20 protein-coding genes are annotated in these 22,545 nt (G+C 71.9%); 8 read left to right on the top strand and 12 right to left on the bottom strand.

The window, feature by feature from the left end; genetic code table 11:
• Positions 1 to 53 precede the first annotated feature (53 nt).
• Positions 54 to 1,205: an acyl-CoA dehydrogenase family protein gene (locus tag ACFVJX_RS29755; protein WP_384128155.1), complete on the bottom strand. Its 1,152-nt coding sequence runs from the start codon at positions 1,203 to 1,205 to the stop codon at positions 54 to 56.
• Positions 1,206 to 1,268: 63 nt separating this feature from the next.
• Here ACFVJX_RS29755 and ACFVJX_RS29750 point away from each other — a divergent pair, with 63 nt between their 5' ends.
• Entirely contained in the window at positions 1,269 to 1,958 is a 690-nt protein-coding gene (locus tag ACFVJX_RS29750) for a TetR/AcrR family transcriptional regulator (RefSeq protein ID WP_384128153.1), read from the top strand.
• Positions 1,959 to 2,022: 64 nt separating this feature from the next.
• Complete coding sequence (locus ACFVJX_RS29745; RefSeq protein ID WP_384128151.1) at positions 2,023 to 3,033, top strand: DMT family transporter; 1,011 nt, start codon at positions 2,023 to 2,025, stop codon at positions 3,031 to 3,033.
• 18 nt (positions 3,034 to 3,051) lie between these two features.
• On the opposite strand, the gene ACFVJX_RS29740 is transcribed toward ACFVJX_RS29745, so the two are convergent.
• From ACFVJX_RS29740 to ACFVJX_RS29715, 6 genes are all read right to left on the bottom strand, one after another.
• Positions 3,052 to 4,131: a zinc-binding dehydrogenase gene (locus ACFVJX_RS29740; RefSeq protein WP_384128149.1), complete on the bottom strand. Its 1,080-nt coding sequence runs from the start codon at positions 4,129 to 4,131 to the stop codon at positions 3,052 to 3,054.
• 72 nt (positions 4,132 to 4,203) lie between these two features.
• Positions 4,204 to 5,598, bottom strand: a complete 1,395-nt coding sequence (locus ACFVJX_RS29735; RefSeq protein ID WP_384128147.1) for an aldehyde dehydrogenase family protein — start codon at positions 5,596 to 5,598, stop codon at positions 4,204 to 4,206.
• Positions 5,599 to 5,817: 219 nt separating this feature from the next.
• Positions 5,818 to 7,179 carry an ABC transporter ATP-binding protein gene (locus tag ACFVJX_RS29730; protein WP_384128145.1) on the bottom strand — a complete coding sequence of 454 codons (1,362 nt, stop codon included), beginning with the start codon at positions 7,177 to 7,179 and terminating at the stop codon, positions 5,818 to 5,820.
• Between the two features lie 259 nt (positions 7,180 to 7,438).
• Positions 7,439 to 8,878 (bottom strand): CitMHS family transporter, encoded by a 1,440-nt coding sequence (locus ACFVJX_RS29725; protein WP_384128144.1) that lies wholly within the window; start codon positions 8,876 to 8,878, stop codon positions 7,439 to 7,441.
• A gap of 120 nt (positions 8,879 to 8,998) precedes the next feature.
• Positions 8,999 to 11,251: a molybdopterin oxidoreductase family protein gene (locus ACFVJX_RS29720; RefSeq protein ID WP_384128142.1), complete on the bottom strand. Its 2,253-nt coding sequence runs from the start codon at positions 11,249 to 11,251 to the stop codon at positions 8,999 to 9,001.
• Between the two features lie 226 nt (positions 11,252 to 11,477).
• Positions 11,478 to 12,098: a TetR family transcriptional regulator gene (locus ACFVJX_RS29715; protein WP_384128252.1), complete on the bottom strand. Its 621-nt coding sequence runs from the start codon at positions 12,096 to 12,098 to the stop codon at positions 11,478 to 11,480.
• Between the two features lie 404 nt (positions 12,099 to 12,502).
• On the opposite strand from ACFVJX_RS29715, the gene hmgA reads away from it, so the two are divergent.
• The 3 genes from hmgA (at position 12,503) to ACFVJX_RS29700 (ending at position 15,992) form a co-directional block, all read left to right on the top strand.
• On the top strand, positions 12,503 to 13,831 hold the full coding sequence (gene hmgA, locus ACFVJX_RS29710; protein ID WP_384128140.1) for a homogentisate 1,2-dioxygenase: 1,329 nt from the start codon (positions 12,503 to 12,505) through the stop codon (positions 13,829 to 13,831).
• A gap of 43 nt (positions 13,832 to 13,874) precedes the next feature.
• Positions 13,875 to 14,660, top strand: a complete 786-nt coding sequence (locus ACFVJX_RS29705) for a GntR family transcriptional regulator (protein ID WP_384128138.1) — start codon at positions 13,875 to 13,877, stop codon at positions 14,658 to 14,660.
• Positions 14,661 to 14,837: 177 nt separating this feature from the next.
• Positions 14,838 to 15,992, top strand: a complete 1,155-nt coding sequence (locus ACFVJX_RS29700) for a type ISP restriction/modification enzyme (protein WP_384128250.1) — start codon at positions 14,838 to 14,840, stop codon at positions 15,990 to 15,992.
• A gap of 15 nt (positions 15,993 to 16,007) precedes the next feature.
• Here ACFVJX_RS29700 and ACFVJX_RS29695 read toward each other — a convergent pair whose 3' ends face one another.
• Complete coding sequence (locus tag ACFVJX_RS29695) at positions 16,008 to 16,718, bottom strand: TetR/AcrR family transcriptional regulator C-terminal domain-containing protein (protein WP_384128136.1); 711 nt, start codon at positions 16,716 to 16,718, stop codon at positions 16,008 to 16,010.
• A gap of 63 nt (positions 16,719 to 16,781) precedes the next feature.
• Between ACFVJX_RS29695 and ACFVJX_RS29690 the strand changes: the two genes are divergently transcribed.
• Both ACFVJX_RS29690 and ACFVJX_RS29685 read left to right on the top strand, forming a co-directional pair.
• Positions 16,782 to 17,759 (top strand): ATP-binding cassette domain-containing protein, encoded by a 978-nt coding sequence (locus ACFVJX_RS29690; RefSeq protein WP_384128135.1) that lies wholly within the window; start codon positions 16,782 to 16,784, stop codon positions 17,757 to 17,759.
• Positions 17,756 to 18,592: an ABC transporter permease gene (locus ACFVJX_RS29685; protein WP_384128133.1), complete on the top strand. Its 837-nt coding sequence runs from the start codon at positions 17,756 to 17,758 to the stop codon at positions 18,590 to 18,592. Before ACFVJX_RS29690 ends, ACFVJX_RS29685 begins: the two co-directional genes overlap by 4 nt.
• Positions 18,593 to 18,607: 15 nt before the next feature.
• On the opposite strand, the gene ACFVJX_RS29680 is transcribed toward ACFVJX_RS29685, so the two are convergent.
• The 3 genes from ACFVJX_RS29680 to ACFVJX_RS29670 form a co-directional block, all read right to left on the bottom strand.
• On the bottom strand, positions 18,608 to 19,216 hold the full coding sequence (locus tag ACFVJX_RS29680; RefSeq protein ID WP_384128131.1) for a TetR/AcrR family transcriptional regulator: 609 nt from the start codon (positions 19,214 to 19,216) through the stop codon (positions 18,608 to 18,610).
• Positions 19,217 to 19,392: 176 nt separating this feature from the next.
• Positions 19,393 to 19,656: a hypothetical protein gene (locus ACFVJX_RS29675; protein ID WP_384128129.1), complete on the bottom strand. Its 264-nt coding sequence runs from the start codon at positions 19,654 to 19,656 to the stop codon at positions 19,393 to 19,395.
• 185 nt (positions 19,657 to 19,841) lie between these two features.
• Positions 19,842 to 20,651, bottom strand: coding sequence for an SGNH/GDSL hydrolase family protein (locus ACFVJX_RS29670; RefSeq protein WP_384128127.1), 810 nt, complete (start codon positions 20,649 to 20,651; stop codon positions 19,842 to 19,844).
• 198 nt (positions 20,652 to 20,849) lie between these two features.
• Between ACFVJX_RS29670 and ACFVJX_RS29665 the strand changes: the two genes are divergently transcribed.
• A complete protein-coding gene (locus tag ACFVJX_RS29665; RefSeq protein ID WP_384128125.1) occupies positions 20,850 to 21,965 on the top strand; it encodes a DUF5925 domain-containing protein in 1,116 nt (371 codons plus the stop codon).
• Between the two features lie 136 nt (positions 21,966 to 22,101).
• Here ACFVJX_RS29665 and ACFVJX_RS29660 read toward each other — a convergent pair whose 3' ends face one another.
• Positions 22,102 to 22,476 carry a GntR family transcriptional regulator gene (locus ACFVJX_RS29660; RefSeq protein ID WP_384128123.1) on the bottom strand — a complete coding sequence of 125 codons (375 nt, stop codon included), beginning with the start codon at positions 22,474 to 22,476 and terminating at the stop codon, positions 22,102 to 22,104.
• Positions 22,477 to 22,545 lie beyond the last annotated feature (69 nt).

The raw sequence follows: 22,545 nt of genomic DNA, 5'->3' as shown, positions 1-22,545 counted from the left end.
CCGTCCGCGTACTCAGCCACGTACTCAGACGCCCGTCCGGGCGGGCGGCGGCCTCAGAAGGCGGAGACGCCCGTGAGCGCCCGGCCGATGATCAGTTTCTGGATCTGGCTGGTGCCCTCGTACAGCGTCATCACCCGGGCGTCGCGGAGCAGCTTGCCGACCGGGTACTCATCGATGTAGCCGTAGCCGCCGAACACCTGGAGGGCGTTGTTGGCGGCTCGCACGGCGGCCTCGGAGGCGAAGAGCTTGGCCTTGGAGGCGGCGGTGGCGAACTCCTGGCCGCGGTCGATCAGGTCCGCCACCCGCCAGGTCAGCAGCCGGGCGGCGTCGACGTCCACGGAGATGTCGCTGATGAGCTCCTGGACGAGCTGGTAGCCCGCGATGGGCCTGCCGAACTGCTCGCGCTCACCCGCGTACCCGACGGCTGCGTCCAGGGCCGCCTGCGCGATGCCGACACAGCCGGCCGCCACCGACATCCGCCCCTTGGCGAGGGCGGACATGGCGATCGAGAAGCCCTTGCCCTCGGGGCCCATGAGGGTGGTCGCGGGGACCCGGACGTCCTCCAGGACCACCTCGGCGGTCGCCTGGCCGCGCAGGCCGAGCTTGCCGTGGATGGTGCGGCGGGTCAGGCCGGGAGTGTCGGTGGGGACCAGGAAGGCGGAGATGCCCTTGGGGCCAGGGGTGTCGTTGGTACGGGCGAAGAGCAGCACCACATCGGCCCAGGTGCCGTTGGTGATGAACATCTTGGAGCCGTTGATGACGTAGTCACCACCGTCCCGGACGGCCTTCGTCGTGAGGTTCCCGGCGTCGGAACCGGTGCCGGGTTCGGTGAGGCCGAAGCAGCCGACCGCGTCACCGGCGGTGAGCCGGGGCAGCCACTGCCGCTTCTGCTCCTCGTCGCCCCAGGCGGCGATGGTCTTGGCGACCAGCCCGAGGGAGACGGAGACGATGCCTCGCACCGAGGAGTCACCGCGGCCGAGCTCCTCGGTCACCAGGCAGTACGCGAGGTGGTCGCCGCCCGAGCCGCCGTACTCCTCCGACACGGTCAGCCCGAGGAAGCCGAGGGAACCCAGCTTCTTCACGATCGACTTGTCGACGTTCTCCGACCGGTCCCACTCGACGACGTGCGGCGCGATGTCACGGGCGACGAAGTCCTTGGCGAGCTGCCGGACGGCCTCCTGCTCCTCGCTGAGCTCCAGGTTCATCGTTCGGCCCTCCGGTTTTAATTAGCACTGCTAGTTTAATGGCTGGGCCCTACTATGTGCCGCATGGCCCGCCCGCGCAAGCCCCTCCTCAGCAGAGACCGCATCGTCGCGACGGCGAGCGCCCTCGTGGACGCCGAGGGGCTCGATGCCGTCTCGACCCGGCGGCTGGCGGCCGAGCTCGGGGTCAGCGGGCCGTCGCTCTACAACCACTTCCGCAACAAGGACGAGATCCTCGACGCGGTCGCCGACGCCGTCTCCGCGCAGGTCGACCTGTCGATGTTCGAGGAGTCCGACGACCGCGACTGGCGCGCCGCCCTGCACGACTGGGCCGTCTCCTACCGTGCGGCGCTCACCGAGCACCCGCACATCGTCCCGGTGCTCGCCCAGGGCCCAGGCCGCCGCCCGGCCGGGCTGCGGGTCGCGGACGCCGTCTTCGGCGCCATGGTCCGCGCGGGCTGGCCGCCCGCCCAGGCCACGTACATCGGCGCGCTGATGCGCTACTTCATCACCGGCTCGGCACTCGGCTCCTTCGCCCGGGGCTTCGTGGACGACGAGACGGCGTACGACCCCGCCGACTACCCGCACCTCGGCCAGGCCCATCTGCTGGCCGACCGGCGCCAGCAGGTCGACGAGGGCGCCTTCGAGACCGGGCTGCGGGCCCTGGTCGACGGGCTCGTCATGCAGTACGAGCAACTGCCACCGGTGCGGACGGGCCGGCCGGCCCGCACCTCGGCTGCCCCGGAGAGCGCCTGACGGTCCGCGGCGGCCCGTGACAATTCGTTGGGTGCCGAAGCGTCCACCGCATAGCGTCGGCCCCATGACGACGACATCCGCCCCGGGCGGCACCGACGCGGCGCCCCGCGACTGGCCGGCCACCGCCGCGGCCTGCACCACCGTGGTGCTGTGGGCCTCCGCCTTTGTCTCCATCCGCAGCGCGGGCGAGGCCTACTCCCCCGGCGCGCTGGCCCTCGGGCGGCTGCTGACCGGTTCCCTGGCGCTGGGCGCCCTCCTGCTCGTACGGCGCGAGGGAATGCCGTCGCGCGCGGCCTGGCCGGGCATCATCACCTCCGGACTTCTCTGGTTCGGCCTGTACATGGTGGTGCTCAACTGGGGCGAGCAGCAGGTGGACGCGGGGACGGCCGCCATGGTGGTGAACATCGGACCCCTCCTGATCGCGCTGCTCGGCGCCCGGCTGCTCGGCGAGGGGCTGCCGCGCAGGCTGCTGCTGGGCATGGCCGTCTCCTTCGCGGGCGCCGTGGTCGTGGGCCTGTCCATGTCGGGGAAGGGGGGCTCCTCCGTCCTGGGTGTGCTGCTCTGCCTGCTGGCGGCCGCGGCGTACGCGGGCGGAGTGGTCGGGCAGAAGCCCGCGCTGCGGCACGGCTCGGCCCTGCAGATCACCACGTTCGGCTGCCTGGTCGGCGCGGTGGCGTGTCTGCCGTTCTCCGGGGCGCTGGTCTCCGAGGCGGCCGGCGCGCCCGTGTCCGCGACGCTGAACATGGTCTACCTGGGCCTCTTCCCGACCGCACTGGCCTTCACCACCTGGGCCTACGCGCTCGCCCGCACCACCGCCGGCCGGATGGGCGCCACCACCTACGCGGTGCCCGCCCTGGTGGTGCTGATGTCGTGGCTGCTGCTGGACGAGGTGCCCGCGCCGCTCACCGTCGGCGGCGGGCTGCTCTGCCTGGCCGGGGTGGCGGTCTCCCGGCTGCGTACGCGGACCGCTCCGCCGCGGGACAGCCCGGTCCGGCCCGTGGCGGAGCCCTCTCATGGGCCGGAGGGCCGAGCGGCGGACCTGCCGGTGGCCGGAGCAGCGCCGGACGCCCCCTAGAAGACCGCCGGGGCCCGGCTAGAAGACCACCAGGGCCCGGCCGCCCTTGCCTGCGAGCATGTTGTCGAAGGCCGCCGGGATGCCGTCCAGCGCGATCCGCTCGGTGACCATCATCGAGAGGTCGAAACGACCCGCCAGGATGTGCTCGGCCAGTACCGGCAGATCGCGCGCCGGATCGCTGTTCCCGTACACGCAACCCGTCAGGGACCGGCCCCAGTGGAAGATCTCCAGGGCGTTGAAGGTCACCTCCTGGTCCTTGCCGCCGATACCGACGACGGTGGTGCGGCCGCCCCTGCGGGTGGACTCCCAGGCGGCCCGGACGGTGGTGGCGCGGCCGACGCACTCGACCGCGACGTCCGCGCCCTGGCCCGCGGTGAGCCCGCGGATCTCGCGGGGTGTGGTGGCGGAGGCGATGACGTAGTCGGTGGCGCCCGCCCGCCGGGCCAGCTCCTCCTTCTCCGGGGAGACGTCCACCGCGATGATCTTCGAGGCGCCCGCGATCCGGGCGGACTGGAGCACCGCGAGGCCGACGCCGCCGACGCCGAACACGACGACGGACTCGCCGTCACGGACCCGTGCGCTGTGGTGCACCGCGCCGTAGCCGGTCAGCACGGCGCAGCCGAGCAGGGCCGCGTCGGTGAGCGGGATGCCGTCCGGGGCGGGCAGTACGCAGTTCGCGGCGACGACGGTCTCCTGCGCGAACGCGGCGACGTTCAGCCCGGGGTGCAGTTCGGTGCCGTCGGCCGTGCGGGCGTGGATGTTCGACGCCCCGGCCAGGGCGTTGGCGCAGAGCCAGACCTCGCCGATCCCGCAGTGGTGGCAGTTCCCGCAGGACGGCGCCCAGTTGAGCACCACCGCGTCACCGGGGGCGACATGTCCGACGTCATGCCCCACGGAGACGACGGTGCCCGCGCCCTCGTGACCGAGGACGGCGGGCACGGGGACCCGCATCGTGCCGTTGGACAGCGAGAGGTCGGAGTGACAGACCCCGGCCGCTGCGAGACGGACGCGAACCTGGCCCGGGCCGGGCTCCGGGAGCGCGATGTCGGTGATCTCCAGCGGAGCTCCGACGGCGGACAGTACGGCGGCGCGGACCACGGACTGACTCCTTGCAGAGGGGAAACGGTTGACGGGAGCCGGGATGCCGGCAGCGGGTTCGGGGGAACCGGCTCAGAACTGGAGGGACTTGGTCTGCAGATACTCGGCGAGACCGTGTGTACCGAGTTCGCGGCCGATGCCGGACTGCTTGTAGCCGCCGAAGGGGGCCAGCGGGTTGAAGCGGCCGCCGTTGATGTCGACCTGCCCGGTGTCCATCCGGCGGGCGAAGGCGACGGCCTCCGCGTCGTCGGCCGCCCAGACGGCGCCGGCCAGCCCGTACACGGTGCCGTTGGCGATCCGGAGGGCGTCTTCCTCGTCCTCGTACTTCAGGATCGAGACGACCGGGCCGAAGATCTCCTCCTGGGCGATGGTCATCTCCGGGGTGACGTCGGCGAACACCGTGGGGCTGACGTAGTACCCCGTGGCGAGCGGCGCTTCGGGGCCGCCGACGACGACGCGGGCGCCCTCCTCGACGCCCTTCTCGATGTAACCGCGCACCCGGGCCTGCTGCTTGGCGTTGACGAGCGGGCCGACCCGCTCCCCAGGCACGTACTTCGCGACGGCCGCGGTGGCGAGCGCGACGGCCTCCTCGTACCGCTCGGCATCCACCAGCATCCGGGTCCAGGCGCTGCACGTCTGGCCGGAGTTGGACATCACGTTGGCGATGCCGACGTTGACCGCCTTGGCCAGATCGGCGCCGGGCAGGATGACGTTGGCGGACTTGCCGCCGAGCTCCAGGGCGACACGCTTGACGGCGCCGCCCGCGGTGGCACCGATCCGCCGGCCGACGGCGGTGGAGCCCGTGAAGGAGACCAGGTCCACGTCCTCGTGCGCGGCGAGGGCCTGTCCGGCGACCGGGCCGAGACCGGTGACGAGGTTGAAGACCCCGGCGGGCAGCCCGGCCTCCTCGGTGGCCTCGGCGAAGAGCTGTGCGGTGAGCGGGGTGTCCTCGGCCGGCTTGAGCACGACGGTGCAGCCCGCGGCGAGCGCGGGAGCGACCTTGGCGACGATCTGGTGCAGCGGGTAGTTCCACGGGGTGATCGCACCGACCACGCCGACGGGCTCCAGCAGCACGGTGGAGTTGCCGTGCCGCTCCTCGAAGGCGTACGTCGCGGCGAGTTCGGCGTACGAGCCGGCCACCAGTACCGGGACGCCCGCGTGCACGGCCTGCGACATGGGCAGCGGTGAACCGAGTTCCGCCGTCACCGTCTCGGCGATCTCGTCGTTGCGCGCTGCCAGGACATCGCGCAGCGCGCCGATGAGGGCGGCGCGCTCGGCGGGCGGGGTCGCGGCCCAGCCGGGGAACGCGGCCCGCGCGGCCCGTACCGCCTCGTCGACGTCGGCCGACGTTCCGGCGGGGACGTGGGCGATGACCTGCTCATCGGCCGGGTTCACGACCGCGATCGTGTCCGTTCCCGCGGCGGGCCGCCATGCGCCGCCGATGTACATGCCGTCATGGGCCTTCATGGCTGTTCCTCCCGGACGCGGTGAAGGACGTGGTCGTCCGCGCCCCAAACTAGCGCTGTTAGTTTTCAGACGCCAGAGACGCCGGTCACGCCGGTCACGGAGATCGCCCGGCCGAGGCGGACCACTCCCCCCGCATCCGCCCGGGCGGCCAGGTGCCGAATCGCCCCGGGGCCCGGCGACGGCATCCGCCGGCCGGGCCCCGGGGCGGCCGCCCGTCCCCTACATGTCCAGGCCCGGTACGTCCTTCGGCAGCGGGCAGATCCGGCGGCCCTGGTGGTCGAAGACGTAGAGGTGGGCCAGATCCACCAGGAGCGGGACCTGACCCCCGGTGCGCAGCCGCATGTCGGGCCCGGTGCGCACCACGAGGTCGCTGGCCATGACCGCGGGGCGGTCGGGGCTGCGCGTGCCCGGCGCGAAGGCGGCCTCGGACGACGGTTCGTCCAGGGCGACGCCGGGGCCGCTGATGTGGGCGGTTGCACGCTCCTTGAGCCGTTCCAGCACACCGACCCCGCCCTCTGCGCTGCGGCGCCTTCGCGGGGTGCCGCGCTCCGGCCGGGGCGATTCCAGATCCGGCACCACGGCGGGCTGCGAGCCGGTGTTGAGATGGACCAGCGCCTCGTGCCCCTGGTACTCGACGTGCTCCACGATGCCGCTGAGCGCGACCTCTCCGGGGCGGGCCTGGCTCGGCGGGGCGATCCGGACCGCCTCCGAGCGCAGTCCCACGATGATGCGGCGGCCCTGCTGGATGCGCAGCAACTGGTGGTCGGGGCTGAGGGGTTCGGGCAGTGGGAGGCGCTGGCGGCCGAGATCGATCGACATCCGCCCCTCCAGCGGCGCGTGGACGACGGCCTGCAGCAGATTGATCCGCGGGGTGCCGATGAACGCGGCGACGAACACGTTCTCCGGCAGGGCGTACACCTCGCGCGGCGGGCTGACCTGCTGGAGGACCCCTCCCCGCATCACGGCGACGCGGTGCCCCAGCGACATCGCCTCGGCCTGATCGTGTGTCACATAGACCGTGGTGACACCGAGTTCCTTGGTCAGCTGGGATATCTCGGCGCGCAGATGGTTGCGGAGCTTCGCGTCGAGGTTCGAGAGCGGCTCGTCCATAAGGAACGCGGAGGGCTGGCGGGAGATGGCCCGGCCCATCGCCACCCGTTGGCGCTCGCCGCCGGAGAGCTGGCCGGGGAAGCGGTCCAGGACGCTCTCGATCCCGAGCATCCGGGCGGTGTTCTCGATGCGCTCGCTGTGGTCGAGCCGGCGGTTCTCCAGCTTCAGCGGGAAGCCGATGTTGGCACGGTTGGTCATGGTCGGGTAGAGCGCGAAGTTCTGGAAGACCATGGCCATTTCGCGTTCGCGGGGGGTGAGGTGGTTGGCCGGCTCGCCGTCGAGCAGCACCTCGCCATCGGTGACGTCCTCGAGTCCGGCGATCATGCGGAGCACGGTCGACTTGCCGCATCCCGATGGGCCCAGCAGGACGACGAACTCGCCGGGGTCGATGGAGAGCGAGAGACGGTCGACGGCACGCGAGGACCGCCCGTACGCCTTGCTGACATTGTTCAGAGTGATGGCGCGAGTCATGTGGTTCCGCCCGGGAGGATGATGGTGGAGCGGTGGGGAGCGGCAGTGGCCTGAAATTAACCCACTACGCGGGGTGAGGGAATGACTCGCGCAAAGGTTGAGCGGTACCGAGGTCTCCCGGGCCGGAAGTGCCAGGTGGGATTCCGGTTCGGGCAGGACCGGGCGACCGGGCGGGCGGGCCCGGTGACGCCGGCCCGGTGACGACCGGCCCCGTGACGACCGGCCCCGTGACGGCCAGCTCCGTGACGGCCGGCCCGGGTCAGATGATCCCGAAGAGGAGTGCGGCGCCGAGCACCACCACGGAGGTGATCGCCGCCCACTTGACGGTGAACCGGGTGTGGTCGCCGAACTCGACCCCGGCCATGCCGACCAGCACGTAGACGGCGGGCACCAGCGGGGACGACATGTGCAGGGGCTGGCCGGCCAGCGAGGCACGGGCGATCTCCAGCGGGGAGACCCCGTGCGCCGCACCCGCCTCGGCGAGTACCGGCACGACGCCGAAGTAGAAGCCGTCGTTGGACATGAAGTAGGTGAGCGGGATGCTCAGAACGCCGGTGACGAGAGCCATGTGCGGCCCCATGGCGTCGGGGATCGCGCCGACCAGCCAGGCGGCCATGTGGTCGACCATGCCGGTGCCGGACAGCACACCCGTGAAGACCGCGGCGGCGAAGACCATGCCGGAGACGTTGAGGACGTTGTCGGCGTGGGCGGCGATCCTGGCCCGCTGGTCCGGCATGTGGGGGAAGTTGACGGTGAGGGCGAGGGCCGCGCCGAGGAGGAAGAGCACCGGGATCGGCATCAGCTCCATGATCATCGCGGCGAGCAGGACGACGGTGAGCGCGGCGTTGAACCAGTAGAGCCTCGGCCGCAGGGTGGCACGGTGCGGGTCGAGGCCCTTGAAGCCACCGTCGTCGGCCGCTCCGGCGCCGGGGGCCGCGCCGTCGCCGGGGGCCGCGCCGTCGCCGGGGGCCGCGCCGTCGCCGGTACCGGCTCCGCCTGAGGCCTTGCGGACGCGGTCGTCGCCACCGCCCGCGGCGACGAGGACCGTCTCCGGGTCGGCCACCAGTGCCTCGTCGAGGGTGAGGGTGCCCAGTCGCCTGCGCTCGCGCCGGCCCAGGACGACGGCCAGCAGGAGCACGGCGAGCAGCCCGACGGCGAGCGCGGGGATCATCGGGACGAAGATGTCGCTCGCGTCCAGCTTCAGGGCGGTCGCGGCACGGGCGGTGGGGCCGCCCCAGGGCAGCGTGTTCATGACCCCGTTGGCCGTGGCGGCGACGCCGGTCATCACGACCAGGCTCATCCCCAGCCGCTTGTAGAGCGGGTACAGCGCCGAGACGGTGATCATGAAGGTGGTGGAGCCGTCACCGTCCAGCGAGACGATCGCGGCGAGAACCGCCGTCCCGACGACGATCCGCATCGGGTCCGCCCTGCAGAAGCGCAGGATGCCCCGGACGACCGGATCGAAGAGCCCGACGTCGATCATCACGCCGAAGTAGACGATCGCGAACATCAGCATGGCGGCGGTCGGGGCGAGGTTGCCGACGCCGTCGATGACGTAGTCGCCGAGCTTCGCACCCTGCCCCACGGCCACGCAGAACAGTGCGGGGATCAGGACGAGCGCCGCGATCGGCGACATCTTCTTCATCATGATCAGGGCCAGGAAGGTCGTGATCATGGCAAAGCCGAGGATTGTCAGCATGTGGATACCTAACGTTCACCCTTGAACTGCCACCGGAGCCGGCGGTTCGGACGACGTTAGGGCGCGCCATGAGGCGTTAACAAGGCGTTGACATGCGAGCAATACGAGCAAAACCCCAGGTCAAGACGTGGGTGCCACGGTGACGGGGATCCCGTTGAGTACGGCGGTGCCGGAGAGCGGGTCGAGCCGGGTGCCGTCGAGCAGTTGATTGACGTTGACGCCGGGCTGCGCCGCGGCGACCGACATCCGGGTGCCGGGACGGCTGTGCCCCCAGCCGTGCGGAAGGCTCACCACTCCGGTCCGCACGCCGTCGGTGATCTCGACGGGGGCGCTCAGCTCACCGCCGTCCGCCGTCACCGTAGCGGTGGCGCCGTCCGCCAGCCCGAGACGGGCCGCGTCATCGGGGTGCATCTGAAGGGTGCAGACGTTGGAACCGCCGCTGAGCGCCGCCACGTTGTGCATCCAGCTGTTGTTGGACCGCAGATGGCGGCGGCCGATGAGGACGAGCGCCTCGGGGTCCCTGCGCCCGGCGAGGGCGCGGCGCAGCCTGGGCAGGTCGGCGGCTATGGGTGCGGGGAACAGCTCGATGCGCCCGCTGGGGGTGGTGAGGACCTGCGGGACGCGCGGGGTGAGCGGGCCGAGGTCGATGCCGTGCGGATGCGCGAGCAGCCGTTCCAGGGTGAGGCCCTCGGGGTCGGCGCCGAAGCCGTCGCCGTACGGGCCGAGGCGCAGCATGAGGTCGAGCCGGCGTTCCGGTCCGGTGCGGCCGGTGAGCGCGGCGGCGATCCCGGCGGGGTCCCGGCCGTGCACGGATGAGTGCGGGTCGGCGACCGCCTTGCCCAGGGCCCGCTCGATGACCATGGCGTCCACCGCGCCCGGCTCCGTCCCGTGCGCTCCGGAGGCGGCGAGGACGAGCCGGGCGAGGATCTCGCTCTCGTCCATCCGGTCCGCGTCCAGGGGCACTGCGGGCCGGGTGTAGCGGACCTGGTTGCGGACGGCGAGGGCGTTGAACGCGAAGTCGAAGTGGGCGCTCTGTGAGGGCGGCGGAGGGGGAAGCACCACATCGGCGTGGCGCGAGGTCTCGTTGAGGTACGGGTCGACGCTCACCATGAAGTCCAGCCCGTCGGACAGGGCCCGGTCGAGCCGGTCGCCGTCGGGTGCCGACAGCACGGGGTTGGCGGCCAGGACGATCAGTGCGCGGATCCGCCCCTCGCCCGGTGTCACGATCTCCTCGGCCAGTGCGGAGATGGGCAGTTCACCCTTGGCCTCGGGGTGTCCGGAGACCCGGCTCGCCCAGCGCCCGAGGGCGAAACCCTTGCCGGGCGCCGCGGGCCGCGGCGCGCGGGCGGTGGCGGAGAGCGGGAAGAGGGCGCCACCGGGGCGGTCGAGGTTGCCGGTGAGGATGTTGAGGACGTCGACGAGCCAGCTGGCGAGGGTGCCGTGTTCGACGGTGCAGCTGCCGATACGGCCGTAGACGGCGGCGGTGGGGGCGGCCGCGAGCTCACGGGCGATCGCGCGGATGGTGCCGGCCTCCACGTCGCAGGCTCCGGCCACCGCTTCCGGCGAGAAGTCCCGTACGGCGTCGGCGACTTCCTCGATGCCCTGCACGTGGTCCGCGAGCGCTCCGGGGTCGGTCAGCTTCTCCTCGAACAGTACGTGGGTGAGGGCGGCGAGCAGGAGCGCGTCGGTTCCCGGGCGGATGGCGACGTGCCGGTCGGCGAGGCGCGCGGTACGGGTGCGGCGCGGGTCGACGACGGTGAGGCTGCCGCCGCGGCGGCGCAGCGCCTTGAGTTTTCCGGGGAAGTCGGGTGCGGTGCAGAGACTGCCGTTGGATTCGAGCGGGTTGGCGCCGAGCAGCAGCAGATGACCGGTGCGGTCCAGGTCGGGCACGGCGATCGTGTTCGGGTCACCGAAGAGGAGCCCGCTGGACACGTGCTTGGGCATCTGGTCCAGGGTGCTCGCGGTGAACAGGGCGCGGGTCCGCAGAGCGGCGAGCAGGGCGGACGGATAGAGGGCGCCGGCCATGGTGTGCACATTGGGATTGCCGAGCACGACACCGACGGAGTGCGGGCCGTGCTCCTGCGTGACGGCGGGCAGGGCACGCGCGATCGTGTCGAACGCCTCGCTCCAGCTCGTCTCCGTCAGGACTCCGTCCTTGCGGACGAGCGGGGTGCGCAGCCGGTCCGGGTCGGCGTCGAGTCCGCCGATGGACGCGCCCTTGGGACAGATGAAGCCATGGCTGAACACGTCGTCGCGGTCCCCGCGGGCCCCGGTGACCGCGGTCCCCTCGATGGTGAGGCTGAGCCCGCAGGTGGCTTCGCAGAGGGGGCAGACGCGCAGGGCGGTGCGGGTACTGCTGGGGTCGTGCGACATGGGCCCTCCCCGGGGCGGCGGCATCGATGGCGCGGGTACGCGGGCGCGCGGGCAAGCACGGCCGAGCATACCGACCGGTACGCATGCCGGGGAGGTGTTGCGGCGAGGAGGTTGCCGCCCGTCCACTCACCTTGCTGCCCGTCCACTCACCTTGCTGCCCGTCCACTCACCTTGCTGCCCGTCCGCTCACGCTGCCGCCCCTCCACTCACGGTGTGCGCGGTCGCCTCAGTCCAGCACTCGGGCGAGGTAGGACCGCAGCAGCACCCGGGTCTCGGCGACGATCGCCCGGTCGCCGGACGGGTCGGTGCGGAAGGCGAGCTTGAGCAGGGCGTCGGTGGCCTCCACGCAGACCAGGATCGTGCGCAGCAGGTCCGCGTCGGATGCGCGGCCCAGGTGCCCGGCGAGGAGGTCGGTGAGCCGGCTCGCGACCCGGTGGTTGGCGTCGTCGGCCGGGTCCTCGTCGGGGGCCGGTGCGCCGAAGTCGACGAGCGCGAAGCCCGGGACCGAGCGCTTCATCGCCAGGTACTCGTCGAGCACGGCGTCGATGGCGCGGCGCCAGTCGGTGGCCGGGATGGTGGCCAGCCGGGCGGTGATGCGCTCGGCGTAACTGTCCAGGTTGCGGCGGGCCAGGGCATCGGCCAGGGCGCGCTTGTTGGAGAAGAACCGGTAGACGGAGCCGATGGGGACCTCGGCGCGCACGGCCACGGCCCTGGTCGAGAGCTGCTCGTAGCCGGTCTCGTCGAGGAGTTCGGCACAGGCGTCGAGTATCCGGGCGAGGCGCTCGGCGCTGCGCTGCTGCACGGGGGCGCGACGGAGGTTCGTGTTCGCATGGGGCACGGACTCCATGATGCCGTGGGCCTCCTCCGCCCGGCATAAAGGTGCGCGCGGGTCTCGGGCGATGAGCAGGGACAGCCCGCCGATGGTGTACGCGACCATCAGGACCGGCAGCGGGAGCCGGCCGGCCGTCGCACGTCCGGGCGGGAAGAGCCGTGCGGAGCGGTCGTGGGCGGCGACGACACCGACGGCCGTGCCCACTCCCCCGCCGGGGCCGGCAGCGAGGCCCCTCCTCGTAGCGGCCGGGCAGGATCGCGATGTTCCTGCCCGGCGCCGTGACCGCGTCGACGTCCTACCGGCGGAGAGTAGAGCATTGTTCAACTTATACAACCCCCCATGCACCACGAATGCCGTTGACTCGCCCTCCTTTGATTCCTACGGTTACCCATAGGATTCCTTCGGCACCTGGAGCGCACATGAGCGGCATCGAGCAGGCGAGGAAGACGGCGGAGGGGCTGGAGCATTCCGCCGGTTTCGGAAATGAACACAGCTCGGAGGCGGTGCCCGGGGCGCTGCCGCACGGCCGCAACTCGCCGCAGCGCGCGCCCCTGGGGCTCTACGCGGAGCAGTTGAGCGGCTCCGCCTTCACCGAACCGCGCGCCCACAACCGCCGCTCGTGGCTCTACCGGATCCGCCCCTCCGCCGCCCACCCGCCCTTCGTCCGGATCGACAACGGGGCCGTCCGCACAGCGCCGTTCACCGAATCCGTGCCCGATCCCAACCGGCTGCGCTGGGATCCGCTCCCGGAGCCGGCCCCCGGTACGGACTTCCTGTCCGGCCTGTGGACGCTGGGCGGCAACGGTGACGCCGGGCAGCGCACCGGCATGGCCGTGCACCTCTACCACGCCGACTCCGCCATGAAGGACCGGGTGTTCAGCGACAGCGACGGCGAGCTGCTGATCGTCCCCGAGCACGGCGGACTGCTGATCCGGACCGAACTGGGCCTGCTGCGCGCCGAGCCGGGCCATGTCGCGCTGATCCCGCGCGGTGTCCGCTTCCGGGTCGAGCTGCTCGACACGACCGCCCGCGGGTACGTCTGCGAGAACTACGGACAGCCCTTCGTCCTCCCCGAGCTGGGCCCGATCGGTGCCAACGGCCTGGCCAACGCGCGGGACTTCCTCGCCCCGGTGGCCGCGTTCGAGGACGTCGAGCGCCCGGTCGAGGTGGTCAACAAGTTCTGCGGCAACCTCTGGTCGGCGACGTACGACCACTCCCCGCTCGATGTGGTCGCCTGGCACGGCAACCACACCCCGTACGTCTACGACCTGCACCGCTTCAACGTCATGGGCTCGATCAGCTACGACCACCCGGACCCGTCGATCTTCACGGTGCTGACCTCGCCGTCGGACACCCCCGGTCTGGCCGGGGTCGACTTCGTGGTGTTCGCGCCGCGCTGGCTGGTCGGCGAGGACACCTTCCGGCCGCCGTACTTCCATCGCAACGTGATGAGCGAGTACATGGGCCTGATCGAGGGCGCGTACGACGCGAAGACGGCCGGCAAGGGGGGCTTCGTGCCCGGCGGCGGCTCGCTGCACAACATGATGTCGGCACACGGCCCGGACCGGGAGACCTTCGACCGGGCGAGCGCGGCGGAGCTGAAGCCGCAGAGGATCGACGACGGTCTGGCCTTCATGTTCGAGACCCGCTGGCCCGTGACCGCCACTGGTCAGGCGGCGGGCGCCGGACACCTCCAGCGCGGCTACGACGACGTGTGGCAGGGTCTGAGCCGCAACTTCAGGCCGTAGCGGCGGGACCCCCGTGCCAGTGACGACGAATGCAGGTGACCAGGTGCCGCAGCCCCCTCCGAAGCCCCCCGCGCCCCAGGGGGCCGCCTTCGCGCCCGACTCACTGGTCCTGAACCGCAAGCTGCCCCTGTGGTACCAGGTCTCGCAGTCGTTGCGGGCCTCGATACTCGGCCGCACCCCGGACGCCACCCTGCGGCTGCCGACCGAGGAACAGCTCGCCGCGCACTACGGCGTCAGCGTGCTGACCATGCGCCAGGCGCTCAAGGAGCTGGAGACGGAGGGGCTGATCAGCCGGCACCGACGGCGCGGCACGTTCATCGAGCCGCGCGCCCGCCGGGTTTCGCCGGTCCGGCTGATGGGCTCGATCGACGCGATCGTCGCCCAGCAGTCGGGCGAGCGGACCACACTCCTCGATCACGGCCCGGCCCCCGTCCCCGGCGATGTCGCGGAGTTCTTCCCCGGCTGCGCGGAGGTCGTCGGCTACCGGCGGCTGCGGTCCGAGGAGGACAGCGGCGAGCCCACCAACTGGGCCCGGAACTGGATCCATCCGGAGGTCGCGGCCGGGCTCGATCCGGCCGACCTGGAGCGCTGGCCGATGACCAAGGTGCTGCGCGACCGCGTCGGCGTCCGGATCGCGAGGATCACCGACACGGTCGAGGCCCGGCTCGCCGACCCGGTCACCGCCGGACTGCTGCGGGTCCCGCTGCTCAGCCCGATCCTGTACTACACGGGCGTGACGTACGAGGAGAGCGGCCGGGTGGTCGATGTGGCGCAGATCCACTACCGGGGCGACCGGTTCTCCTTCTCGGTCACGGTGGAGGCGCACTGACACCACGTCGGTGCCGCCCGTCGCGGCCCGTGTGCGAAGGCGCCCTGACGCCGGTTCCCGCGGCGCCGTTACGATGCCAAGGAAGGCGGCAGACGTGGCGACGGGGAGGACGACACGGTGGCAGACCCGGCGGCCGGCTCCGGCGCGAGCCCGGACGGCCCGCTCCTCGACGACCTGATGCCCTGGTCCGTACGGCCGTTGCGGACCGGACGCCCCTGGGTGACGGCGCCGGACGCGGCGTCGCTCAGGGCCCGCTGGGAGCGCCTCGTACGGGCCGGGGACGCCGAGCGTGAGCGGCTGTTCGGCCCCACCCGTTCGCGCACTCCGCGGACTCCGGTGGCAGCGCTGCCCGGACAGACCGCCGGGACCGGCCGGTTCGCGCGTGACCCGGGCCCCTGCCCCGAGCCGGTACGGATCCTGCACGGTCCGTTCGACGAGCAGTGGCTGCTTCCCGACCACCGGCTGATCGACGCCGCCAGGCCCGAACTGTGGCGGGTCGCCGACGGGCACCAGATCTTCGCCGTCGAGCACGGCCGCGTTCCCCAGGACACCGGCCCCGCCCTGTCCGTGACCGCGCTGCTGCCCGACGGCCACTCCCCCGCGGGCCGCCCCGGCCGGATCCGCCCCCTCTACCGGCGTCCCGGCGGCCTCGAACCCAATCTGGCACCCGGGCTGCTCGCCCTGCTGCGCGACCGGCACGGGGACGGGGTCTCCGCGGAGTCCGTACTCGCGTGGATACTCGCGGCGGCCCGTCACTCACCGGCCGGCTGTGTGGTGCCGCTGCCCGCCGAGCCGGCCCACTGGGCGGCGGGGGTGGAGCTCGGGCAGGAGCTGCTGCGGCTCCAGCTGCGCGGGGCCCGCGGCGGGGAGCGGCCGCGGCTGCCCGGCGGGCGCCGCCCCTACGTGCGGGCCGCGGTGCCGCCCGTTCCGCCGGCCCTGACGTACGACCCCGGGGAACAGGTGCTGACCCTCGGCACGGGCCGCATCTCCCCGGTGCCCGAAGGGGCGTGGGAGTTCCGGGTGGGGGACGTACGGATTCTGGAGCTGTGGTTCGAGCGGCGTACGGCGGCGGACGGGGCGGAGGGACTCGATGCCGTAAGGCCGCGGGCCTGGCCGCAGGAGTGGACGTCCGAGCTGCTGGAACTGATCACACTGCTCGCCCTGCTCGCCGAACTGCGGCCCCGGCAGGACGAACTGGCCCACGGCCCCTGGATCGGCACGGATGAGCTGCGTGCGGCGGGCGTGCTGCCGGTGGCGGCGGCGGTCCGGCGGCCGGCCTCCGTGCTCGACCACCAGGAGGAGGGCCCGGACGGCCAGTTCGCGCTGCTGTGACGGGACAGCCGTCCGTCAGCCGCGGTCGAAGGAGTCCAGCACCCGGGTGAGGGCCCGGTCGAAGACCCCGTCCAGGTCGATCGGACCGGGGTCCTCGGCGAAACCCGCCGCCATCCGCGGATACTTCCCGGTGGCGATCTGGCTGATCAGATAGCCGGTGCGGGCGGCCTGCTCCTGCTCCTCGGTCCAGGGCAGCGAGCGGCTGCGCTCCGCCGTGGCGATCTCGTTGGAAACGTAGGTGGTGACCACGCCGTTGACCATGGCGATGAGTTCCATCTTCTCGCCGAACCGGGCGTCGATCCCGTCCAGCAGGCTCAGCGTGTACTCCAGGTAGCGCAGGGCGTTCGGGCTGAATCCGTACACGGGCGACATCAGCCGGGGCACCCAGGTGTGGCGGTGCATCATCTCCCGGGCCTGGTGCGCGAGGACGATGAGGTCGGCGCGCCAGTCACCGGAGGGATCCGGGTACTCGTAGCCGCCGCTGACCGCGTCGAGCATCAGCTCGTGCAGGTCCTCCTTGCGGGGCACGTAGTTGTACAGCGACATCGTGCCGCAGCCCAGCTCGGCCGCCACCTTCCGCATCGACACCGCGTCCAGGCCCTCGGCGTCCGCGATGCGCACGGCGGCCGCCGCGATGTCCGCACGGCTGAACGCGGGCCGGGGCCCGCGGCCCGCCCGCTCGGGACGCGCCCAGATCACTTCGGGTACAGCGGGTCGCCCCACCATTGATCATCACCTCGACCACCATGGTAGTTACGTACGCCGTACGTAGTGCGGTACGGTTGCGATATGAAAACTACGTACGCTGTACTTAGTGAAGGTCTGGAAAAGCGCTATGGCGAGGTGCGGGCACTGCGCGGCCTCGATCTGGCCGTGGCCGAAGGCACCGTCTGCGGAGTACTGGGTCCCAACGGAGCCGGCAAGACCACCGCCGTCCGGGTGCTCACCACGTTGACCGCGCCCGACGGCGGCAGCGCGCGGGTCGCCGGGCACGACGTGGTGCGCGGGGCCGCTGCGGTGCGGGCGGCGATCGGCGTCACCGGGCAGAGCGCCTCGGTCGACGGCGAGCTGTCCGGACGGCAGAATCTGCGGCTCTTCGCCAGACTGCTCAAGTTCCGCGGCGAGGCGGTGCGCGGCCGGACCGAGGAACTCCTCGAACGCTTCGAGCTGGCGGACGCGGCCGACCGGCCGGCCCGCACCTACTCCGGCGGCATGCGGCGCCGGCTGGACCTCGCTGCCAGTCTGCTGGCCCGGCCGCAGGTGCTGTTCCTGGACGAGCCGACCACCGGCCTCGACCCGCACAGCCGCAACCAGATCTGGTCCGCGGTACGGGAGCTGGCGGACAGCGGCACGACCGTCCTGCTCACGACGCAGTACCTGGAGGAGGCCGACCAGCTGGCGGACGACATCGTGCTCGTCGACAGCGGCCGGGCGGCCCACCGGGGCACCCCCGCCGAACTCAAGGCGCAGATCGGCAGCTACGCCGAGGTGGTCGTCGGCCATCCGTCGGCACTCGCCCCGGCCGCCGCCGTCCTGGACCGGCTGACGGGCGCCGAACCGGTCCTGGACCACGACCGCCGCACGGTGGGCGTCGTCGCCTCCGACCCCACGCTCACCCTGCCCCGGATCGTGCGCGAACTGGACGCCGCGGGCGCGGCGGTCATCGACGCGAGCCTTCGGCCGCCCACCCTCGACGAGGTCTTCCTCAGACTGACCGGCCGCGGCACCGGCCCAGACGTCCCACCGGTGAAGGAGATGGCGGCATGAGCGGCGGCACACTCACGACGGGACGGCCCGCACCGGGCACCGCGAGAAGCGCCAACACCCCGGTCGCGGACGGACTGGCCGTCCTGGGCCGCCATCTGCAACGGATCAAGGCCTCACCCGGCGTACTGATCCTGACCCAGACGATGCCGATCACGATGCTGCTGTTCTTCGGGTACGTCTTCGGCAGCGCGCTCGCCGTGCCCGGCCAGGAGTACCGCGCCTTCCTGGTGCCGGGGCTGCTGGCGGCCACCGCCGCGAACGGCATCATGACCGGGATGTTCCAGTCCGCCCAGGACTGCCACCGGGGCGTGATGGAGCGCTTCCGCACACTGCCGATGAGCCGTTCCGCGGTGCCGTTCGGACAGACCGCGGCCGATCTGCTGACCACGGCCGTCGGGCTGGTCCCGCTGATGCTGGTGGGTCTCGCGGTGGGCTGGCGGGTCGAGGGCGGTCCGGCCGCCGCACTGGGGGCTTTCGGACTGCTGCTGCTGTTCCGGTTCGCCACCTCATGGGTGGGCTGCTGGCTCGGGCTGCTGATCCGGGACGAGGAGGCGGCCGGCCAGGTGGGCGCGTCCACGTTCATCCTGCCGCTGCTCTCCAACGCGTACATCCCGACCGGCAATCTGCCGGGCTGGCTGCGCACGCTCGCGGAGTGGAATCCGATCAGCGCAGTCGCCGCGGCCGTCCGCGATCTGACCGGCGACGCCGCACCGGCCGCCGATGCCGCGTGGCCGGTCGCCCATCCGGTGGCCGGGACGCTGCTCTGGTCGGCGGTCCTGCTCGCCGCCGCCGTGCCGCTGGCGGTACGGCGGTACGCGCGCGGCGGCGAGTGACGGGGCGTAGGGCGCTCAGCCGGGCAGTGCGGCGGGTTGGTCGAGCGCGCCCAGCAGACGGACGAAGCTCGACTCCAGGAAGACGCCGAGCTCCGCGAGAGCATCCGGTTCGTCGAGCGGCCAGCTGGTGACGGCCTCCTCGGCGAAGGCCATCCAGGCCCGCGCGGCGACGAGCAGCCGAGGTGAATCCGGCATCCCCAGCCGCCGCTGCCCCTCCTCGACCCGCCGGGCCAGGGTGGCGCGGGTGGACTCGACGATCTCCTCCACGGCGGGATGGCTCCCGGCCGCGCCCCGGACCAGCGCCAGATAGACCTTGCGGTGCTCCGTGACGTACACCGCGAATCCGGCGATGAACGACCGCAGCCAGGGGACGGGCTCCAGCGAGGGGTCCGGTTCCGTGGCCGCGGCGAAGTCGTCGCACTGCCGGCGCACCACCGAGCGGTAGAAGTCGCGCTTGGAGTCGAAGTAGTGGAAGAGCAGGCCACGGGATATCCCGGCGCGGCGTGCCACATCGTCGGTGGAGAGCTCGTCCAGCGAGCGATCGGCGAGCATGTCCACGCCAATCGATACCAGCTGCGCCCTTCGCTCGTCGGGGCTCAGGCGCGCGGCTCGCTTCTCGGGCATGCGGCCAGTCTAGAAGTAGTTCGGGACCGAATTACCTAGACATCCACGTCACCGCGGAGCAGACCACCAGCACGGCCACGGCAGGCGCCTCACGCGGACATGGCGACGCGCCACTGCCGACTCCGGGGATGACGGAAGAGCGGGCAGCAGCGCGATACCTGGACCGGGCCGTCGGGTCAGCGGCGGCTGCCGAAGAGAGAGCGTCGCAGCCGTCGCAGCGGCGCGAAGAGCGAGACCCGCGCGCTCTTGCTCCGACGCGTGTGCGCGGCGTCGCGCGAGGTCAGCTCGCGCATCAGCAGCGTCGCTTCGGCGGACTCGCGCTGCGGGACGACAGGGCCGCCCAGCACCGCGAGATGGCGGTCGAGGCGCGAACTCGTCGCACCGCTCCCGCAGGTAATAGCAGGCACTCGCGCCCTGCTGCGCACCGTTATCTGTTCCATGTCACTCCCCACCCGTACGAGGGCACCCGGCCCGGGCAGGTTAACCCTATCCCCCCGCGGCGACACTCGTGTATCCCGGTCACAGGATTGAGCACACACATACGGAGGTTGACGACCCTTCTCCGAATCCGCCCGATTCCAGGGCGAGTTGGACAGATCATCAAGGGCCGGGTGTCCAGCGACGGTCAGGCGGCCGAGTTGAGGACGGGCAGGTAGCCACCGGACTGCCCGGCGGCGAAGGGGTGGTACGACTCACCGATGTTGAGCACGTTGAGGCTGTGCAGCCAGGCACTTCCGGAGCAGATCTCGTGCCCGGTGAACTTCCCCGCGACATCACCGAAGGTGAAGCCGTGGTCAGCGGCGCGCTTGGCGGTGGCGGCGTTCAGATAGTCGGAGGCGCCGTTGATGGCGGCGCGCACCGTGTCGCTCAGGCCGACGACACAGCTGCCGCCGATCTTGTAGAAGCGCGGGTAGCCGAGGACGACGACATGGGCGGACGGCGCCTTGGCGCGGATCGCGCCGTACACCGAGTCGAGCTTTCCGGGCAGCGTGGAGTCGACATAACTGCGCGCGGTGGCGATCCGGTTGAGACAGGTGGCCTCGGACTGGAGGACACAGGTCGTCATGACGTCCGAGAACCCGGCGTCATTGCCGCCGATGGAGATGGAGACGAGGTCGGTCGAGGAGTTGAGCGGTCCGAGCTGACCGGCGGTCACGTCGCCGGTACGCGCCCCCGAGCAGGCGGTGAAGGCGAACGAGGCGGGCGAGTTGGCCGCCGCCCAGAGCGAGGGGTAGGCGAGGGTACTGCGCTTACAGTCCCCACTGGAGCTGATGTAGCTGCCCGAGCCGACACCCGAGGAGTAGGAGTCGCCGAGGGCGACGTAGTCGACGGCCTGGACGGACGGAGCGGCGTTCGCGGTGGCCGCCCCTGTCAGGGCGATGACGGCACCGAGCAGGAGCGAGGACGAGAACGCCACGAGTCTGGACATTTTCATGAAATCTCCCTTGGACCGACCAGCAGGATCTCTGCCACATACGTGGTAGCAGCAGCGGCGGTGATTCCGGAAGTGTGCATGCCAAGTCCATCGGATGACCTTTTCGCGCCCGTCCCCTGAGGAGGCGTCACTCCGCACCCCGGCCCGGGGTGGGCAGGTGACGAAACCCGGGTGCGCCGGGTGCCCCCGTGCCGGATCATGTGCGCCATGCCTGCCAACCCCGAGTCAGCACTGCCGATCCGGCTCAACGTCGACGACAGCGACTCCCCGTCCGACGTCGTCGACGCGCTGTTCCTCGGCCGTTTCGCGACGGGCGAGCAGCCGTACTCGCACAGCTCCTCCCTGGACCGGGTCAGGACCGGGGCGACGCTGCTGCCCCCGGCAGCCAAGGTGCTGCGCGCCGCCCGTGACGACGACCGCAGCGCCACGCTCGCCGAGGGCGAGGGCTGGACGCTGCTCGTCTCCCGCTGGCACCGCGGCGCCGACGTCACGGTCACCGCCACCACCCCCGAACTGGCCCAGAAGGTCCTGGACCAGGCCACGGAAGGCGCCCAGGACGAGCCCGAACCCCAGCCGGACAACGTGACCATGGGCTTCTGGTACGTGTCGCCGCGCCGCGGCCCGTACCGCACGACGCGTCAGATCGCCGCCGGCACCTGGGACGAGGTCCGCCCCAACTACACCGCGCCGGTGGCCGACGCCATGGACCGGCTGATGAAGGTGACCCCGGACGACATCGCGGGCCGGCTCCTCCTGCTGCACGGCCCGCCGGGCACCGGCAAGACCTCGGCGCTGCGCACCCTGGCGCGGTCCTGGCGGGACTGGTGCCAGGTCGACTGCGTGCTCGACCCCGAGCGGCTCTTCAACGACGTCGGCTATCTGATGGACATCGCGATCGGCGAGGACGACGGCACGGCGAAGGGCCGCTGGCGGCTGCTGCTCCTGGAGGACTGCGACGAGCTGATCCGCGGCGAGGCCAAGCACACGGCCGGCCAGGCGCTGTCCCGGCTGCTGAACCTCACGGACGGGCTGCTGGGCCAGGGCCGCAACGTGCTCGTGGGGGTGACCACCAACGAGGACCTGGAGCGGCTGCACCCTGCGGTCGTCAGGCCCGGCCGCTGCCTGGCCCGGATCGAGGTGGGCCCGCTGACCCGCAAGGAGTCGGTGGCCTGGCTGGGCACGGACGAGGGGCTGGGCCGCGACGCCGCCCACGAGGGCACGACGCTGGCGGAGCTGTACGCACTGCGCCGCGGCACGAGCCCCGCATCGGTCCCCAGACAGGAATCGGGCGCGGACGCGGGCCTGTACCTCTGATACCTCTGATACCTCTGACCGGCTTCAGGCCCGCACGGTCAGACCCGTGCGGGCCTTCGAGGACATCTCCTCGGCCCGTCCGGCGATCGGGGACGGAGCGTCCCGCCGGACCACGGCACCACGCACGCCACCCGCCTCACCCCTCGTACACCGCCCGTACCGCGTCCTCCGCCAACTCCCCAGCCCGGGCCCTCGACACCCCCAGCCGCCGCACCCGCTCCGCGTACTCCCGCGCCGCGGACGCGGCATTGCGCTCGGCGGCGTCCCCCGCGGCGGCCACGAACGTACCGTTGCGGCCCCGCGTCTCGATCACTCCGTCCGCCTCCAGCGCCCGGTACGCCTTGGCAACCGTGTTGGCGGCGAGGCCCAGCTCCTCGGCGAAGGCGCGTACGGTCGGGAGTCTGTACCCGACCGGCAGCGCGCCGGAGCGGGCCAGTTCGGAGATCTGCGTACGCAACTGCTCGTACGGGGCGATGCCGGCATCCGGGTCAACGGAGATCTTCATGGTCACGGCCCGATTCTCCCCCACCGCCGGAAATTCGGAGGCGCCCGGGGCCGAGTCGTGGATAGCGTCCGGCCC

Origin of the sequence: Streptomyces sp. NPDC127177, from assembly GCF_042672475.1 — a bacterium.
GTDB lineage: Bacteria > Actinomycetota > Actinomycetes > Streptomycetales > Streptomycetaceae > Streptomyces.
Note: the sequence above shows the minus strand (reverse complement) of the source record. Positions and strands in the feature narration are given on the sequence as shown.

Excerpts from the sequence above, each read along its gene's own strand:
- ACFVJX_RS29735 (WP_384128147.1), bottom strand. The coding sequence starts at position 5,598 with ATGAAGGCCCATGACGGCATGTACATCGGCGGCGCATGGCGGCCCGCC.
- ACFVJX_RS29720 (WP_384128142.1), bottom strand. The coding sequence starts at position 11,251 with ATGTCGCACGACCCCAGCAGTACCCGCACCGCCCTGCGCGTCTGCCCC.
- ACFVJX_RS29680 (WP_384128131.1), bottom strand. The coding sequence starts at position 19,216 with ATGCCCGAGAAGCGAGCCGCGCGCCTGAGCCCCGACGAGCGAAGGGCG.
- ACFVJX_RS29700 (WP_384128250.1), top strand. The coding sequence starts at position 14,838 with ATGCCCTGGTCCGTACGGCCGTTGCGGACCGGACGCCCCTGGGTGACG.
- ACFVJX_RS29750 (WP_384128153.1), top strand. The coding sequence starts at position 1,269 with ATGGCCCGCCCGCGCAAGCCCCTCCTCAGCAGAGACCGCATCGTCGCG.
- ACFVJX_RS29670 (WP_384128127.1), bottom strand. The coding sequence starts at position 20,651 with ATGAAAATGTCCAGACTCGTGGCGTTCTCGTCCTCGCTCCTGCTCGGT.
- ACFVJX_RS29730 (WP_384128145.1), bottom strand. The coding sequence starts at position 7,179 with ATGACTCGCGCCATCACTCTGAACAATGTCAGCAAGGCGTACGGGCGG.
- hmgA (WP_384128140.1), top strand. The coding sequence starts at position 12,503 with ATGAGCGGCATCGAGCAGGCGAGGAAGACGGCGGAGGGGCTGGAGCAT.
- ACFVJX_RS29665 (WP_384128125.1), top strand. The coding sequence starts at position 20,850 with ATGTGCGCCATGCCTGCCAACCCCGAGTCAGCACTGCCGATCCGGCTC.
- ACFVJX_RS29690 (WP_384128135.1), top strand. The coding sequence starts at position 16,782 with ATGAAAACTACGTACGCTGTACTTAGTGAAGGTCTGGAAAAGCGCTAT.
- ACFVJX_RS29675 (WP_384128129.1), bottom strand. The coding sequence starts at position 19,656 with ATGGAACAGATAACGGTGCGCAGCAGGGCGCGAGTGCCTGCTATTACC.
- ACFVJX_RS29695 (WP_384128136.1), bottom strand. The coding sequence starts at position 16,718 with ATGGTGGGGCGACCCGCTGTACCCGAAGTGATCTGGGCGCGTCCCGAG.
- ACFVJX_RS29685 (WP_384128133.1), top strand. The coding sequence starts at position 17,756 with ATGAGCGGCGGCACACTCACGACGGGACGGCCCGCACCGGGCACCGCG.
- ACFVJX_RS29715 (WP_384128252.1), bottom strand. The coding sequence starts at position 12,098 with ATGGAGTCCGTGCCCCATGCGAACACGAACCTCCGTCGCGCCCCCGTG.
- ACFVJX_RS29755 (WP_384128155.1), bottom strand. The coding sequence starts at position 1,205 with ATGAACCTGGAGCTCAGCGAGGAGCAGGAGGCCGTCCGGCAGCTCGCC.
- ACFVJX_RS29745 (WP_384128151.1), top strand. The coding sequence starts at position 2,023 with ATGACGACGACATCCGCCCCGGGCGGCACCGACGCGGCGCCCCGCGAC.
- ACFVJX_RS29725 (WP_384128144.1), bottom strand. The coding sequence starts at position 8,878 with ATGCTGACAATCCTCGGCTTTGCCATGATCACGACCTTCCTGGCCCTG.